Origin of the sequence: Bacillus sp. FSL K6-1106 (genome assembly GCF_038005245.1) — a bacterium.
GTDB lineage: Bacteria > Bacillota > Bacilli > Bacillales > Bacillaceae > Bacillus > Bacillus altitudinis.
The window spans coordinates 303,473-320,156 of the sequence record NZ_JBBOSV010000002.1 but is presented as its reverse complement, the minus strand read 5'-3'; the positions used below and the strand labels follow the sequence as shown (position 1 = coordinate 320,156).

General features: G+C 38.4%; 12 protein-coding genes and 1 other annotated feature (1 of these 13 only partly in view). Of the genes, 8 read left to right on the top strand and 4 right to left on the bottom strand.

What is annotated here, in order from left to right; genetic code table 11:
- Window positions 1–68: a binding site (T-box leader), on the top strand; it begins 157 nt to the left of the window's first position.
- A gap of 51 nt (window positions 69–119) precedes the next feature.
- The 4 genes from thrS (at window position 120) to MHI20_RS16250 (ending at window position 4,725) form a co-directional block, all read left to right on the top strand.
- Complete coding sequence (gene thrS / locus MHI20_RS16265; protein ID WP_340939825.1) at window positions 120–2,039, top strand: threonine--tRNA ligase; 1,920 nt, start codon at window positions 120–122, stop codon at window positions 2,037–2,039.
- A 173-nt stretch (window positions 2,040–2,212) separates the two neighbouring features.
- Window positions 2,213–2,779, top strand: a complete 567-nt coding sequence (locus MHI20_RS16260) for a hypothetical protein (protein ID WP_236810305.1) — start codon at window positions 2,213–2,215, stop codon at window positions 2,777–2,779.
- A gap of 26 nt (window positions 2,780–2,805) precedes the next feature.
- Entirely contained in the window at window positions 2,806–4,089 is a 1,284-nt protein-coding gene (locus MHI20_RS16255; RefSeq protein ID WP_340939820.1) for a hypothetical protein, read from the top strand.
- 354 nt (window positions 4,090–4,443) lie between these two features.
- Entirely contained in the window at window positions 4,444–4,725 is a 282-nt protein-coding gene (locus MHI20_RS16250) for a hypothetical protein (protein WP_056703350.1), read from the top strand.
- A 56-nt stretch (window positions 4,726–4,781) separates the two neighbouring features.
- Here MHI20_RS16250 and MHI20_RS16245 read toward each other — a convergent pair whose 3' ends face one another.
- Window positions 4,782–6,290: a helix-turn-helix domain-containing protein gene (locus tag MHI20_RS16245; RefSeq protein ID WP_340939814.1), complete on the bottom strand. Its 1,509-nt coding sequence runs from the start codon at window positions 6,288–6,290 to the stop codon at window positions 4,782–4,784.
- A 709-nt stretch (window positions 6,291–6,999) separates the two neighbouring features.
- Between MHI20_RS16245 and MHI20_RS16240 the strand changes: the two genes are divergently transcribed.
- The 4 genes from MHI20_RS16240 to MHI20_RS16225 all read left to right on the top strand — a co-directional run bounded on the left by MHI20_RS16240 (window position 7,000) and on the right by MHI20_RS16225 (window position 15,319).
- The gene (locus MHI20_RS16240; RefSeq protein WP_340939812.1) at window positions 7,000–13,149 is read left to right on the top strand and encodes a SpaA isopeptide-forming pilin-related protein; all 6,150 of its coding nucleotides are present in this window, start codon (window positions 7,000–7,002) and stop codon (window positions 13,147–13,149) included.
- Between the two features lie 21 nt (window positions 13,150–13,170).
- Window positions 13,171–13,773, top strand: a complete 603-nt coding sequence (locus MHI20_RS16235) for a class D sortase (protein ID WP_286108788.1) — start codon at window positions 13,171–13,173, stop codon at window positions 13,771–13,773.
- Complete coding sequence (locus tag MHI20_RS16230; protein ID WP_286108789.1) at window positions 13,766–14,092, top strand: hypothetical protein; 327 nt, start codon at window positions 13,766–13,768, stop codon at window positions 14,090–14,092. Before MHI20_RS16235 ends, MHI20_RS16230 begins: the two co-directional genes overlap by 8 nt.
- Before the next feature lie 414 nt (window positions 14,093–14,506).
- Entirely contained in the window at window positions 14,507–15,319 is an 813-nt protein-coding gene (locus MHI20_RS16225; RefSeq protein WP_340939806.1) for a leucine-rich repeat domain-containing protein, read from the top strand.
- 40 nt (window positions 15,320–15,359) lie between these two features.
- Here the strand turns inward: MHI20_RS16225 and MHI20_RS16220 are convergent, their stop codons facing one another.
- From MHI20_RS16220 to MHI20_RS16210, 3 genes are all read right to left on the bottom strand, one after another.
- Window positions 15,360–15,674: a DMT family transporter gene (locus MHI20_RS16220; RefSeq protein WP_041506583.1), complete on the bottom strand. Its 315-nt coding sequence runs from the start codon at window positions 15,672–15,674 to the stop codon at window positions 15,360–15,362.
- Window positions 15,675–16,019: a DMT family transporter gene (locus MHI20_RS16215; RefSeq protein WP_003217798.1), complete on the bottom strand. Its 345-nt coding sequence runs from the start codon at window positions 16,017–16,019 to the stop codon at window positions 15,675–15,677.
- An 80-nt stretch (window positions 16,020–16,099) separates the two neighbouring features.
- Window positions 16,100–16,678, bottom strand: a complete 579-nt coding sequence (locus MHI20_RS16210; protein WP_008341700.1) for a TetR family transcriptional regulator — start codon at window positions 16,676–16,678, stop codon at window positions 16,100–16,102.
- Between the last annotated feature and the right edge of the window lie 6 nt (window positions 16,679–16,684).

Here is a 16,684-nt window from a genome sequence, read left to right as displayed (position 1 = left end):
AGAGCCATAAAGCGAATACGCGTTATGGGAATTTGGGTGGAACCACGGATTACACATTCGTCCCTCTATGAGGGATGGGTGTGTTTTTTTATTTCAAAAAAGAGAAAGGTGTGTCAGTGATGAGAGAAAAAATGGTAAAAATTCAATTTCCAGATGGAAAGATCAAGGAGTTCTCCGCAGGTACGACAGTCGCAGAGGTTGCCTCCCATATTAGCCCAAGTTTAAGAAAAAAAGCAGTAGCGGGAAAGATCAATGATCAGACAGTGGACTTAAGTTATCCGTTAAACAACGATGCGGGGGTTTCGATTCTAACACTTGATTCAAAAGAAGGGCTGGAAGTGTTACGTCATACAGCTGCACATGTATTAGCCCAAGCTGTGAAAAGGTTATATGACAATGTGACACTGGGGATCGGACCTGTCATTGAGAATGGATTTTACTATGATATGAAGCTGAATCAAACGTTAAGCGTAGAGGATTTGGCAATGATTGAAAAAGAGATGAAAAACATCATAAACGAGAATCACCTTATTCAAAGAATGGAGGTCTCTTACAAAGAAGCTGAAGTGATGTTTGCACATGATTCATATAAACTGGATATTTTAAAAAGTCTCCCTCGACAAGAAGCCATCACGATTTATCAGCAAGGAGAATTTATAGATTTGTGCCGTGGACCTCATTTGCCTTCTACAGGGTATTTAAAGGCATTTAAACTAATGCGTGTGGCAGGGGCATATTGGCGGGGAGATAGCAATCAGGATGTCTTGCAGCGAGTGTATGGTGTAGCATTTCAGCATCCAAATCATCTAGCTGATTATCTTCATTTCATGGAAGAAGCAAATAAACGTGATCACCGGAAATTAGGGAAACAGTTATCCCTCTTTATGTTTTCAGAAGAAGCGCCAGGCATGCCGTTTTATTTACCAAAAGGTCAGATTGTCAGAAATGAATTAATGGCCTTTTCTAGAGAAGTGAGAGGTCAAGCGCAATATGAAGAAGTAAGTACTCCATTTATGATGAACCAAGAACTTTGGGAAAAGTCAGGCCATTGGGATCATTATCATGAGAATATGTATTTCTCAGAAGTAGACGATACAAGTTTTGCTTTAAAACCGATGAACTGTCCAGGGCATATGCTCATGTTCAAAAATAACTTATATTCCTATAGAGACCTTCCAATTAGAATGTCTGAATTTGGTCAAGTGCATCGTCATGAATTTAGCGGAGCATTAAATGGATTGTTCAGGGTCAGAACATTTTGCCAAGATGATGCCCATATTTTTCTAAGAGAAGATCAAATCGAAGCTGAAATCAAACGGATTTTTCAATTAGTTGATCATGTGTATCGGACATTTGGTTTTGAGTATTCAGTCGAACTATCCACTCGTCCAGAAAAAGCATTAGGGGATGACGCTATTTGGGATGTATCCGAAAAAGCGCTAAAAAATGTGCTTGATCAGTTAAAGATTGACTACCACTTAAATGAAGGAGATGGGGCATTTTATGGTCCGAAGATCGACTTTCATATTCAAGATGCACTAAAGCGGAGCCACCAGTGCGCCACAATTCAGCTGGATTTTCAAATGCCAGAGAAATTTGATTTAACATATATCAACGAGAAAAATGAAAAGGTGCGGCCAGTTGTCATTCATAGTGCCATTTTTGGTTCACTTGACCGGTTCCTTGGTATTCTCATTGAACATTTTGCCGGCGTCTTCCCGTTATGGCTCGCACCAATCCAAGTACAAATCATACCTGTCTCAAGCGTTCACCTTGATTACTGCATAGAGGTGCAGCAGCAATTAAGAAATATCGGAATTAGAGTCACAATCGATGAACGGAATGAAAAACTCGGCTATAAAATGAGAGAAGCACAAATGCAAAAAATTCCTTATATCGCTGTCATTGGAGATACAGAAATGCAAGAAAAAACACTGAACATCAGACAACATGGAGAAAAAATGTCAAAGCTGCTGTCTATTGATGACTTTAAACACTTGGCAGCCCAGCAAATAAAAGACAGAACAGCTCAAATATGATGTGCTGATTTCATGAAGAAGGATAAGACGTCCATTGAATGTGGGCGTCTTTTCATTTGTGAAAAAGCCGAATTGACAATTGAAAGGGAAAATATTGAAACATTTTTTCGTTAAAATCGTAATAAGGATAGAGCGTTTATCAGAAAAATTTGAAACGAGGAGGAGTTTATCATATGGAACAAGCTGCACTAAAAAAGATGAGGACAAAACAAATCGCTATCTCTAATTTATTTGTCGGACTTATGATCATCATTTTTTTTATGTTGATTCAAATTGTTAAAATCCAACTGACACATTTCCTTTTTTGTTTAGGAATTTTAATCCTTATCCAAGGCATTCTAGGCTTTATCAGAAAAGGAACAACAAAGTCTTTTATACCTATTTTAGAGCAGGTAGCTATTTATGAAAAAGAGAAATTAGGGAAAGAGTGGGAAAAGGAAAAACGGTTAGATCATGTGTGGAAAATCATATTGAGTGTCATTATGTTTATTCAATCATTCACTTTACAAAATGTGGATAATGCATTCAGTGACGTCGATCCTGCATTGATCATTTTCTTGTTTTTGATGGTTCTAGCCATTTTAAATATAAGCATGCTTTTTCGTTTTAGAAAAATTGACCGATCGACTGTAGGTGAATTAACAGGCTACACAAAAGAGTCAAATATAATGGCAATCGCTTTAGGATTTTTTATGGCAATCGTTATTTTTATCTTTATCGTTATTTTTGTTCTTCCATAAAATATCATCATTTAGAGGTGAAACAAATGAATGCAAACATTCAACAACTGATCGATCAGACAAAGGCGACATTTGGCTTAGATCTTTACTACTTAAAAAGACACAGTTTTCATCGCTACGTCAATATGTTCAATGAAACGGTGTATACATTGAATATGGAATGGTTTCCCTCTCATGAAACGGAACCCGAGGACGATGATCTAAACCCAGACGGCACAGCTGTCATTGAAGTGAACTTGAATACAGGACAGACCGAGTCGGTTATTTTTGTTATGGACAAAACCTATGCGCAGCATGGTGTCACGTTTAAGAGACCTTATCCAGCTCATGTCATTCAATGGATCGAACAAGAAACAGGATTGATCTATGGAGAGCATTTTCATATGCATCAGAAGGAGAAAGGGGAACTTTCTTTCGAAGAAGCAATAGATGGTGTGAAAGTAGCACCTTCAGGCAGAATCGAAGTGAAATGGAATGAACATGGACAGCTCATGTACTTTACACACCACGGTCCATTTTTAGCCAAAACATTACTGAAAGATGAGAAATATGTGCTTTCCCTTGATCAGGTGAAGAACTTAGCCAAGCAGCAAGTACAGATGTTTCAATGGCCTTCCTTCGAGCACAATCAAATCCGTTCTATTTATGCTTTAGAAGAAATCTATGTGAAGAACGATGGAACGGGAACTCTTCCGTTTGAGGTTGGGCGTGAAGAAACGCATTGTATACACATGAATGAAGTCATTGAGTGGAATGAACCGATAAACAATGCCTTTGAAAAAAAGGAAATGGACATTCATGAGAACATTTCAGCTGAACAAGCTTTCTCATTGGAACCGTCACCAGATTCCCTCCCGATATCAAAAGAAGACCAGGATGAGTGTATCAAAGCGGTTCGAACCTTTTTGGCGCAAAAATATTCAAACGATACAGGGAAGTGGGTTCTAAAAACACTCCAACGTGATCATGGATACATCCATGCGATATTAAAAACGAATGAGCAAGAAAGCTGTGGATTTATGGATAAAATCAAGGTCTTCATTGATGCCAACACTTTTGAAGCCATTCATTACATAGATAAAAAAGAGATGTTTCAAGTATGTGGGATACTCAATCCATCTCAAACAGCTAGTGAAATCACCATAACTCAGAAAGAAGCCTTTGAAACATTGAGAGAACGCCTCGAACTTACACCCATCTATGTCTATGACGATGTGCAAAAACAATATGTTTTATGCGGCAAGCTCGATTGTCATGATGGCGTTGATGCAGTGAGCGGCGAAGTGTTCTCTTTGACAGACTTTTCATAACTTCCAAAAGAACAGTCAGTGCTGTTCTTTTTTTGTCCCAACTCCCTCTTTTTTGCAGAAAAATGGAATATTGTAGCAGGAAGTTGTCGTTTCATCACGAAAGAAAACAGGTAAGAATATGATCATAGGTCCATTGTTTGGATTCGTGGTGGAGTCAATGAGATGACATAGGAAACGTTATACATATTAAACATTCATTACAGTACAGGCGATCTACAGTTCATGTCTAAAAAGTGAGTGATCATGTCTCAAGCCGTATGCGAAAATACGTGTACCGAGATCATATGATGAGTTGGTTCCGTTTGTTTTTAGGTGAGTTTGAAGCCAAGTTAGAAGAAAGTGAGGATATCTACCTTGAGTACATTGGAAGTGTTTCGTCAGTTTTTGGTTGACCATTATCCTGCGTTACAAGATGAGCTTTGGCTGAAAGATGTTGATACCCTTCGAATCTCTCCTATTCTTCATCCTTTTCTGAAAAGCAAGCTGCCAGAAGGGATTGAAAAATTCACTTGTGTCCTATTCACACAGCAAACAGATCAAACCACTGCCCCGCTCAAAGTCTACCTTCTATTAGATGAATATGAGCAATCGCTTTACGCCATTGATTTGATGAATGAACAAATCGTGCTTCATTAATACAGAACCAAAAAGCTGCTTGAGAATGTCTCAGCAGCTTTTTTTTATGATGAACATTAGTTTGTCATATCAACCAATCTTCGGTGTAAGTTGTCCAATTCTTTTTTTGTTGGAAAAGAGCTGATCAGCAGCGTAGATCGACCGAATTGAAGAGGAAGCTCAGTATCGGTCACAATCATATCAACCCCAAGTTGATCCATCGTGACATCATTTAACGTATTTTCTGGACTTGTAAAAATGTGAATGAGAGGAGGCACGCTTAATTTAATTAAATCAGCAATAAACAAACTATGATAATAACCTAATGTTGAAATAACAAAAATGTTCAGCACGTTTCTCCGTTCCATCTCTAAATGAACAAGCCCTCTCCAAGAAGATGTAATGATACGAATCAATTCCCGTTCATTTTTCACAAAAGAAGCGAGGATATCGTCTGTTTTTAACTCTTGGATGATATGACTAATCCTCGAATAGAAGTAAGGAAACTGTTTTTTCACCTCTGATAAATAGCTCGATTTCTTTTTGAAAAGGAATCCATCTCTCACGGTAATTTCATTGGAATACACATAATATTGGAGAAGAACGAGTGTCATCACCTTACGATTCGCTATTTCTTGATGAAAAATCGACTCCAACTGGGTGATAAATGAATGAATGGCATCATAGAGGCGTGGTGTATGCGACTGAAAGAACGTCAATTTTTCTTCGACAGTTTCAATTGATTTAAAGTGCCCAATAGCTGGTTCGATCAATAGCAAAAAGACAAATTCATGATGATCCAGCGTCACATCAAATACGTCTTTGGCCATTCGGCAGATGTGCTCTTCCCATCTTCTAATTTGATCATAGATTCCTTTAGCTGTAGAGGTTTGTTTTTCTTCAGTCATTGAGTATGTATATTTACGGCTGATTGTAAAACCTTTTCGCATTCGGTGAATGGAAACGCCGAGCCACAGGCAGTATTTATCTATCGCGACATCTGGTACATTGACTTCGAGCACCTGAAATAGTTCTTGTAATAAATGAACTGCGTCTTGTTTTTGAATATCATCAAATGGCCAAAGGCGGCTTCCATACACTTCAAATAAAAATTCAACAAAGAATTGACGAATCTCCTTCTCATTCCCATGGAACTGCATACTATCTGGGCGTAACTCGATGTCATAGGATGTAAGGATCGAGTTGATTTTATGAATCGTGTTATACAATGTGGATCTACTGATATTCAGCGTGTCCATCCATTCATAGAAAGATCTGTTTTCTTCAAAAAAAATGCCGTCAATCAATCGAATTTCAATCGTATCCTTTAGAATTTCTTTGATATAGTAATCCACTCGTATCGTCTGCGTATTACAAATGGATATGCCTTGTCTTGGCTTTATGTGGATTAACGGCTCTCCATTCTCTGTTTGGAACGATTTCATTTGTTCTAAATCGCTTTGAATCGCACGAACCGAGCCGATATTTTCATTCGATATCTCTTGAAGGCTCCACCACTTATTTTTGGATACAAGCAATTTTAAAATGTTTATCCATCTCTTTGATTTATTATCAATGAGCTCCATCAAACAACTAACTCCTTTCTTTGACTTGCCTCTATATATTATGAAGTTCAGATGAAGAACATTTGAGCTCAAAATAGGCATGAAATGATTGTAATGTTTTGCCTAAATCGTTTTGTCTTCAATTTTGACGATAAAAGAGAAAAAAATTAGACGAAAACAAATGTTATTCGCTGATTCTCCATATTTTTCTTTTAAAAGGTGATAAGTATGCCATGAATCTTATAAAAATGGATCATTTTGTTTATTTTTTTGCTGCTCAAACGGTAAATGTAAGAATAAAAAGCATCGGCTTTTTGATTACCATATGAAAGGGAGTAGAAGGAATGCGATCTAAATGATGCTGAACTATCTCACCATACATACCATATGAGTCATGCTTGTTTTATATGAACGTTCTATATGTGAATACATGCTTATATATGCATGTACTAATCATTTGTTGTTCATTCCAGTATAAATAGAAAAATTCACATGTCTTCTTTTCATGTTCCCTCTCACTATTCCCCATTGCTATAGACCCCTATCCAACTACTATATCTACTACTCATGATGACCTTTCAAACTCATGATTCATCAACTCATTTTATTCATAGGGTCTTAAGGTGCAATTTTTAGAAAAATTTGATCAGAAGCGGAGTGATTGATCAGACAGTATACAAATGATTTTTTAATCGTTGTTGAAAAATAATTGTAGAAAAGGGTGGATGTATTGAAAAGAATATTGTCGGTGGCACTGATGACCGTGTTAGTCATACAGTCTAGTATATTAGGAATCTTGCCTTTAGCAGGGGCACAAGCTAAAGACATTCAAGAGAATATTTATGGGAATATTGAGTTTGCTGATAGCGAAGGAAACAAGTTATCAAGCATAGAAGATCAGCAAGTTAGAAAGGCCATTGTGCATTGGTCTATTAAAGGAATTGATCTCAAAAAGCAATATCCTTATATTCTCTCTCTTCCTTCAGTCATTCAGGTAGAGAAGGAGCAGAAAGAACTCATTACTGTCGATGACATACCTGTTGGTGAGTATACCGTTTCGAAACAAAATGAAGTGACGGTCACATTCAATGAGGATATTGAGCTTGATCCGAATTTAGAAGGATCTATAGATATTGACGTCACCAGTATAGCTGAGAAAAAAGAGAAAACAAAGCAAAACGAGCGTGAAGATAACCTTTCAAAAGATGATTCAACCTCATCGGAGAAAGACAAAGCTGCTAACAATCAAGAAACTGTTCAAAAGACACAAAGCGATGAAGATGAGTTACTAAAAAACAAAGTGAACGTGTCTCAGCGTGTAGGGCTGCAAAGTGTTTCAAAACAAATGCAGATACAAGAAAATCTCCTTACTGATGCGAAATTAATTTTTGAAGATCAGGAAGGACATTCAGTTGATAAGCCTGACGTCAACTCACTGATTTCCATTAACTATAAGTGGGCCATCCCGAATGGTCATAACTATAATGGCGGCGATGAATTCCATTTCAAGGTTCCAGAGGAATTAGTCATTTATGAAAAAATCGATCGTCTCGAGATGAAATTTAATCAATCGACCATCGGTTATTTTTCTGTAGATGAAAGCGGAAATGCCTCCATCGAGTTCACTGATTTTATTAAACAATATTCAAATATCCAAGGAACACTTCAAGTATGGACACAATTAGATAAAAAAACAGTGATCACTGAAGAAAAAGAAGTGGTGATTACCCCGATTGAAGGCAAAGATACGATATCGATCCCGATTCAATACATTCCAAATGGTCCAAATGTCTCTAAAAAGGGAGAACCCAATCGATCTTACAATGCTGAAACCATTCAATGGACAGTCGATTTTAATATGGACTTAGATGATGTGAAACAAGCGAAACTGTTAGATCCGATTCAAGAAGGTCAAGCGTTAAAAAAAGATTCAATCAAGCTTTATCGTGTAGATACAAAGCTAAATGGTGAAACATCGCTTGGACAGCTGCTTGACGAAAACCACTACACAATCGGCCAAACAGCAGATGGTCAAGATTTCACGATTGAATTTAAAGATGACGTGCATCTCGCTTACCGTTTAATGTATGAAACGGACATTACGAATCAAGATCAGTCTGCGTTTCGTAATAAAGCGTCCCTTGTCTCTGCTGATAAAGTGATTAGTTCAGCAGAAGGAACAGTAAATGTGACAAGAGGCAGTCCTTTAAATAAAAAAGCCGCCCACTACGATCCAGTCACACAAACGATTACTTGGGAAATTCGGTATAACTATAACGAAAAAAAGCTGGCTCAAAAGGATGCTTTGATAGAAGACTTCTTTAACGGTACACAGGCGCTAATATCTGACTCAATTCAAGTCAAAGAAGTCACAATTGATCAGAACGGCAACGAAGCAGGAACAAAAGCATTTGAAAATTACGTGGTTCAACCTCAAAAAAAGGATGAACAAAACGGGTTTACCTTGCAATTCAATCAAGAAATTCAATCGGCTTATCTCATCACATATCAAACAAAAGCAACTGATCGAATTTTCGAAGCTGAAGAGATTATCAATACTGTGACAGCTGGCAAAGAGAGCAAACAAGCGAAGCAAAGAATTGATCAGCAAATCCTAACGAAAAACCACGGAACACCGAATTACAAGAACAAGACCATTCCATGGCATATCACCTTTAACAAAGATCAACAAACCATGAACAACGTGATATTAAAAGATACGTTCACAAACGAAGGATTGACGCTGCAAAAAGATAGTTTAAAAGTGACGACAGGTAATACAGTGCTTGAAGAAGGCACAGATTATCAAATCGTTGAACATGCAAATGGATTTGATATTCAATTTACGAAAGAAATCAAGACAGAACATACCATCACATATACAACGTCTTTTGATTATGAGAAAAGAGCAGATAAAGATCAAAAGAACCTGCGTAACCATGTAAAACTTGAATGGATAAATGAAGATGGCAAGGATTTGACGAAGGAAAATCAATCTGTCTTTACGCCTGACACATACACGCAGTCAAATGGATTCAAGAACGGAACATATGATGCAAAGAAAAAAGAGATCACATGGAATATTGGTGTGAACTATAATTTGAAACATCTAGAAGAGGCAAAAATCGAGGATTTCATTCAAGGAAATCAGCGTTTGCTTAAAGATTCAATTATCGTCTACTCGCTTGATTTACAAGGCGGGGAAAATGGTGCGGAAGAAAAAGAAGTATTAGCGAAAGAACATTATGACATCAAATTCCTTGAAAATGAAAAGGGAGAATCAGGCTTCGAAGTCATTTTCAAACATGCCATTGACTCCCCATACAAAATCACGTATCAAACAAGTGTTGAAGGAATGGATTTAGTACAGAAAACCTACGAAAATAAAGCGACCCTTTATGATGGAAAGACGAAAGAATCAGATGTGAATGCTGTGGTGTCCATTCCAAATGGAGGGAAATACACGAGCAAATCAGGAAATCAACAAGGGAAAGTCATTGATTGGAAACTGAATATCAACTTTGGTCAATCAACAGTCCAAGATGCGACGTTTATAGACCATCCGAGCAGTAACCAAGCCATAATAGAAAACTCATTTCATCTGTATTCGACAACAATAGATGAAAAGGGGCAAGTGACCAAAAAGGAAGAACTGGAAAAAGGGAAGGATTATGAACTAGACCTTGAATTCGATCCAGATTCTTTTCAAATCAAATTTAAAGAAGAAATCACGAGACCCTATATTTTAGAATACCAATCTCTCATTTTAGATAAGGTGGGAAGTACACTTCAAAACGAAGTAACGTTTAGAGGTGAAAATGTAAAAGAAATCAAAAAGGAATCCGAAGCCTCAATTGTGGTCAAACGTACCGCTGGCATGGGAGATGGCACAGGAGCGATTGGCGCTTTAACCATTCATAAGGTAGATGCGAGTAGTGGAAAAGCGCTAAAAGGAGCAAGCTTTTCTCTGACAGATGCTGCGAGCGGTATCGTCATTGGAACAAAGACAACAGATGAAGAAGGAGCTCTTCGATTTAATCGTCTTCTGTATGGTGACTATATCGTAACAGAAGAGAAAGCACCTGATGGTTATTTGAAAACGAAGGAACCGATCAATGTCACGATTGATCAGCCTTACGAATCAGGAGATCAAGCGAAAACAGGAAATAGCATGACGGTGCAAAACCAAGAAATCCGCCAGCATGTGAAGCTCACGAAAAAAGACAAAGAGACGGGTACGGCATTAGAAAATGCAGAATTTGAACTGAAAAATGAATCTGGAGATACCGTCCAAACCGATTTGAAAACGGATGAAAAAGGAGAAATCCTTTTCAAACATCTTGAGCCAGGTTCCTATTATTTTGTTGAGACAAACGCACCAAAAGGCTATCAATTAAATCAGCAAAAATGGCCGTTCATCATTAAAGAAAATCAAACAGAAACAACAGTTGTCACCGCAGTAAATGACATCATCAAAGGCTCTGCTGAATTGAGCAAAATAGGTGAAGACGGAGAGAGACTAGAAGGTGCACAGTTCAAGCTCTTAGATCAAGATGGGCATGAGCTAAAAGGTTCGCTTGTCACAGGAGAAGATGGCAAGATCACGATCAACGAACTAAGGCCGGGTACGTACCAGCTCATTGAAACAAAAGCACCCGATGGTTATGTATTAGATGAAACGCCAATCCAATTTGAAGTACCACTTGATCCAAAGGAACCAGTCATCATTTCACAAAAGAACTTCTATGAAACAAGTGCACTAGAAGTGATAAAAGAAGGGGAAGATGGCAAGAAGCTTCAAGGTGTTCGATTTGAAGTCTTGGATCAAAATGACAAAGTCGTGCGTAAAGATTTGACAACAGATGAAGATGGGAAGCTTTTGGTCGATCACCTCAAACCGGGCAAATATCAGCTTGTGGAGACAGAGAGTATTGATGGTTACCAAAAGAAAAATAAACCTTATCCGTTTACCATCGAAATCGCACAAAAAAAACCGGCAGAGATCAAAGTGATCAATGATCTCAAAACTGGAGCTGTCCAGCTCACGAAACTTGGTGAAAAGAATGAAGCGCTTGAAGGAGCAGAATTCAAGCTAGTAGATGCAAATGGAAAAGAGATAAAAACAGGTCTCGGCACAGATGAGAACGGGAAGATCATCGTCAACGATCTGAAACCTGGAACCTATCAGTTTGTTGAAACGAAGGCTCCATTCGGTCATGAGCTTGACGAAACACCTGTCACTTTTGCTATGCCATTTAACCCTGAGAAGCTGGTCAGTGTGACAAAAGAAAATAGCCGCACAACTGGCGGAGTGCTGTTACACAAAAAAGGTGAAGATGGGAAATCATTAGAAGGGGTTGTCTTTGATCTATCTGATGCCAAAGGAAAGATAGTGGCAGGAGGAGAAGGGATTACAACCAATCAGGATGGAAAGATTACCTTCACAGGTCTAAAACCTGGAACCTATCAATTTGTTGAAAGAAAGAGTCTTGAAGGCTATGAATTGAGTGCGAAACCACTTGTCTTTGAAGTTGAATTAGGTCAAAAAGACTTGATTCAAGTGGAGGCCATCAATCAGCTCAAGAAAGGTTCTGTAGAACTAACAAAAATAGGGGAAGAAAAAGAAAGATTGAAAGGCGCAGAATTTACACTTTTCAATGACGATGGTAAAGAATTGATGTCAGGTTTAACAACCAACGAAAAAGGCATCATCACTGTCAACGATTTGAAACCAGGCGCTTACCAATTGGTTGAAACGAAGGCTCCTTTTGGACATCAACTTGATGCAGAACCAGTAGACTTCAAGATTGATTTCAATCCCAATCAACTGGTCAAAGTGACAAAAGAAAATATTCGCACGACAAGTGCTGTGAAGCTTCAGAAAAAAGGGGAGGATGGTCAATTGCTCGCTGGCGTGACCTTTGACCTGATTGATGCGCACGGTCAGCGTGTGAAGAAAGACTTGAAGACAGACAAAAACGGTCAACTGACAGTCGATCAACTGAAGCCAGGAACCTACCAATTTGTCGAAACAGCAAGTATTGCCGGCTATGAATTGGATCAGACACCTGTCTCATTTACGATTCGATTAGGGCAAGACAAACCAGCAAAAGTAGAAATGATCAACAAACTGACGCCGGGAGCAGTGGAACTGACCAAAGTGGATGCTGAAGGACACACGCTGGAAAACGCAGAGTTTGCTCTTCAGAGTAAAGAAGGGAAAACGTTGAAGAAATCACTTGTAACGGATCAAAAAGGAAAGCTTCACATCAACGATCTAAAACCGGGAGAATATCAATTCGTTGAAACGAAAGCGCCTCACGGCTATGAATTAGATGATCAGCCGATCCGGTTTACGATTGAGAAAAATCAGCAGAAGCCTCTTCAATTAACAGCGAAGAATCACTTGATTTTAGGAAGTTTGCGTATCATAAAGGTAGACCAGCAGACAGATAGAACCTTAAAAGGTGCAGCCTTTGACATTCGTACAAAAGCCGGGAAAATCATCAAATCTGTGACAACAGGAAAAGACGGAGAAGCCGTTGTTAAAGGGCTTAAACCTGGTGAATATACACTCACAGAGACGAAAGCTCCAAATGGTTATGTAGCGTTAAAAAAACCACTCGCTTTTACAATTCAAATGGGCGAAGTGGAGATCAAGACATTGATTGTAAAAAATGCTCCAATAAAGAATGAAGAGGACCACACGAATCCTCCAGCCTCAGATCAAGGGGATCAACATCCACCTCATGGCTCAAACTCAAACGGGGAGCTGCCAAAGACTGGAGAAGAATGGCTACGTTATTTGATGTATGCAGGGATTTTACTAGTAGTGTCTGGAACTGTTCTTCTTGTAGTCAGAAGAAGAACCATTCAGTAAAAGGAAGGAACGAGTGTATTGATGAAAAAAAGAACCTTATTAGGCAGCTTTTTGGTGGTCGCGGGACTAATGCTCATCTCCGTTCCTTTTCTATATGAGTGGCGAACTTCTCAAGAGACAGCAGCCATGGAACAGGCATTGAAAATGATTGAAGAAAATGACAGTGATGCCCTTTCTTCTATTCCACATTTAACTGTGTCAGAAGAAGACCTGCGAGATACGATGGAGCTTGAGATCCCGTCAATTGATTTAAACGAAAAAGTGCTTCCTGTTACAACAAAAGAAAATTTAGGTATTGCACTGACTCAAATCAAATCTCATCAAATGCCAGGTGAAGGAAATTTCACGATTGCAGGCCATAGAGGGTATAGAGGCGACCGGCTTTTCCGGCAGCTGCCAGAGGTACCTAAAGGAGAAAAAGTCGTCTTACATCATCAAGCAGAAACATACGAATACAAAATTGTCAGCTCAGCTACGATTGAACCGACGGATGTTGATGTACTAAAGGATCGCGGAAAAAATGAACTGACATTAATCACTTGTACTCTTGATGGCCAAAAACGATTTGTCTTAAAAGGAATACGACTCAATGCTTCAAAGGATAAGCAACCGTCGGATGTATAACACCAACATAATAGATGATGGGTATGCTGGAAAAGCAGTGTTCACGACCGACATGTTACACCAACTGTTAGTAGAGCATTATCCCACTTTAAAAAACGAACGTTGGGATGTGGATATAGATACAATTCGGACTTCGCCTATTCTTCATCCTTTATTAAGAAGAAAGATTCCGATAGGTATTGAAAAATTCACATGTGTTTTGTTCACGCAGCAGACAGGGTCCTTTGGAGAGCCTTTGATTGTGTACTTTTTATTGGATGAAAAAGGCGAATCGATTTACGCAATGGATCTCTTGCTAGAGCAGCATGATCCACATTAGACGAGAAATAAAAAAGGAAGGTCTTTAATTAACGGGTACGGTTTTAAGGTGGGAAAATTGTATTAGTCATATAATGAGGACTCTAATTCGTATATGAATTGGAGTTCTTTTATTTGTTTATATGAAAGAGTACGAGCTATCGTCAAGAACTGTGCAGAATATATGGAGTATAGTGAAAGCGAAGTCGTTGATATGTTGTTGCTTCATATTTTAGATGATAAAGATTTTATAAAATGGATTGAAAACAGACGTAATAACTAGCTGATTGTGGTTAAACGGACAAAGAAGATCATCTAGTTTTTATCCCTTCCCCTATTTCTTCGGCAGAAATATCGGAAAGAATAATGTCTTGATTTCAAAACTCTGATAAAATTCATTTAGATATCCATCATTCGTAGGTGTGGAGGTAAAAGAATGCACAAAGAAGACCCTGAATATATTTTTCGTCATGATGCCCGACCAGAAGTTGTTCATGATTTAGCCGATGTAGATGAAAATGCCACCGAGTTGTTAATCACAGGAAAAACAAAAAATATTGAAAGGTTGAACTCTTTTTCTAACCTCACGAAATTGTGGATTTACAAAGTGAGCCAAAAGGAATTCAATACGATCTTGAGCTTAGTTAATCCCAAAATGCTCTATATGCGTGAACTGAGAGTAGAAGATTTATCAATCATCAGTTCTCTTCAAAATGTTGAGGTATTGGTACTTGAATGGAATACAAAGGCACAAAGTTTATGGGATTTATCAAAAAACACTTTTTTAGAATCTTTATCCTTAACAGATTTTTCAAAGTTGAATGACATAGCTCCTTTGCAAAAAAACACTGGTTTAGAATGGTTGCAATTGTCAGGCGGGATTTGGAATACATTAAATTTAAATACTCTTCAACCTTTAAGATACCTCAAGAATTTAAAATATCTGTGCTTATCAAATATAAAAGTGAAGGACGAGTCTTTAGAGCCAATATCGGCATTAGAGGGACTCAAGGAACTTGACATTTCAAACCAATTCCCGACAGAAGAATACGCTAGATTATCCGTAACCCTTCCAAATACGAAGTGTGATCGTTTTGCACCATACATCTTTTTATCAAGTCCTATTGTAGATAAAGATGTAATGGTGATTGGAAAGCGGAAACCGAAATTAAATTCAAAAGTCGATGGGAAAAAGTTGCAAAAATACGAAGAACAATTTAAAGCGTACCAAGAAAAGTATAAAAATTAACTTAAAAAGCAATGGATAATCTATTCCATTGCTTTTTCTATTACGCAAACAACTTCAGCCCAACGACGCCAATCACAATCAGCAGCAAGCTGAGGATACGAATCATGTTTTTCGGCTCTTTAAATAGAATCATATTAAACAAGACAGAACCCGCTGTTCCAAGTCCAATCCAAACCGTATAGGCAACGGAGACTTGAACGGAAGAGAACGAGGCGTACAAAAACAAAAAGGATAAGGCAAATCCGCCGACAAATAAAATGCCTGTCGTGAGTTGCTTTTTCTTACTGAACATATTGAGACCAATGGTTCCGCCAATTTCGCAGGCAGAGGCTAACATTACAAAAAACCAGCCCATTTATACCGCTTCTCCTTTCTGCTCATGTGCATCTCCATCAGACACTTTCAGTCCAATAATTCCGAGAATTAAAATGCCCATAAATAAAAGCTTTTCTAATGAAAACGAACCGCCGAACAGCGCATAATCCATCAAAGACGTACCAATCGTTCCAACTCCGGCAAACACGGCGTACACAGTCCCAGTCGGCAGCTTCTCGCAAGCTTTCATTAAAAAATAAAAATCAACCGGGATCAGGCAGATAATGATCGCCCACTCCCACACAGCATCAGCTCTATTTAAACCAAACACCCAAAGTAATTCAAATAAACATGTGAGTGCAACATACATCCAGCTTTTTTTCATCGTATTTCCTCCTAAAACTGAAAACTGACGATTCGTCATTTTGAAGCCAAAAAAGAGCGTACAGCAAGTGCTGTACTAAGTTAAGGTGTCTCTATGCCGAGTGCGTAAAGGAGAAATTGCTTCACCTCTCGCTTTTGAATCAGAACCTCTTCTGTATCTGTTTCTGTAAATAAGTACATTTGCTCAGCTGATGATTCAAGTAAACCGATAATGAATTTCGCAGCATATTGACAGTTCAAGTTCGCACGGACTCTTTTGTCCTGTTTTGCCTTTTCTAAAAAAGAAGCGACCCATTTGTAAATCGGCTCATAAATATCTTCCCACTCCTTTAAATGCTCGGTGGCAGCTAAACCTGAATACGTTAGGGCAAGAACATCACGGTATTGTCTTGTAAAAGAGAAAATAAATTCAACTAGCGCATCTGCTTGATCAAGTACATCCGCATGCTGAGTGAGTTCCTTTTCGATCGCAGGCACCATCTGTGCGATTAGATGTTCAGCGATGGCAGGCATGACAGACAGCTTTGAAGGAAAATATAAATAAAACGTTCCTTGCGCTACTCCTGCTGTTTTCACAATATCCGATATGGTCGTCTTTTCAATTCCTTTTTCTTTAAACGCGTCAATGGCAGCAAGCATAATTTTTTCTCGTTTTGACACAGGATC

Coding starts and splice junctions, on each gene's coding strand:
- thrS (WP_340939825.1), top strand. CDS start 120: ATGAGAGAAAAAATGGTAAAAATTCAATTTCCAGATGGAAAGATCAAG.
- MHI20_RS16260 (WP_236810305.1), top strand. CDS start 2,213: ATGGAACAAGCTGCACTAAAAAAGATGAGGACAAAACAAATCGCTATC.
- MHI20_RS16255 (WP_340939820.1), top strand. CDS start 2,806: ATGAATGCAAACATTCAACAACTGATCGATCAGACAAAGGCGACATTT.
- MHI20_RS16245 (WP_340939814.1), bottom strand. CDS start 6,290: ATGGAGCTCATTGATAATAAATCAAAGAGATGGATAAACATTTTAAAA.
- MHI20_RS16235 (WP_286108788.1), top strand. CDS start 13,171: ATGAAAAAAAGAACCTTATTAGGCAGCTTTTTGGTGGTCGCGGGACTA.
- MHI20_RS16230 (WP_286108789.1), top strand. CDS start 13,766: ATGTATAACACCAACATAATAGATGATGGGTATGCTGGAAAAGCAGTG.
- MHI20_RS16225 (WP_340939806.1), top strand. CDS start 14,507: ATGCACAAAGAAGACCCTGAATATATTTTTCGTCATGATGCCCGACCA.
- MHI20_RS16220 (WP_041506583.1), bottom strand. CDS start 15,674: ATGGGCTGGTTTTTTGTAATGTTAGCCTCTGCCTGCGAAATTGGCGGA.
- MHI20_RS16215 (WP_003217798.1), bottom strand. CDS start 16,019: ATGAAAAAAAGCTGGATGTATGTTGCACTCACATGTTTATTTGAATTA.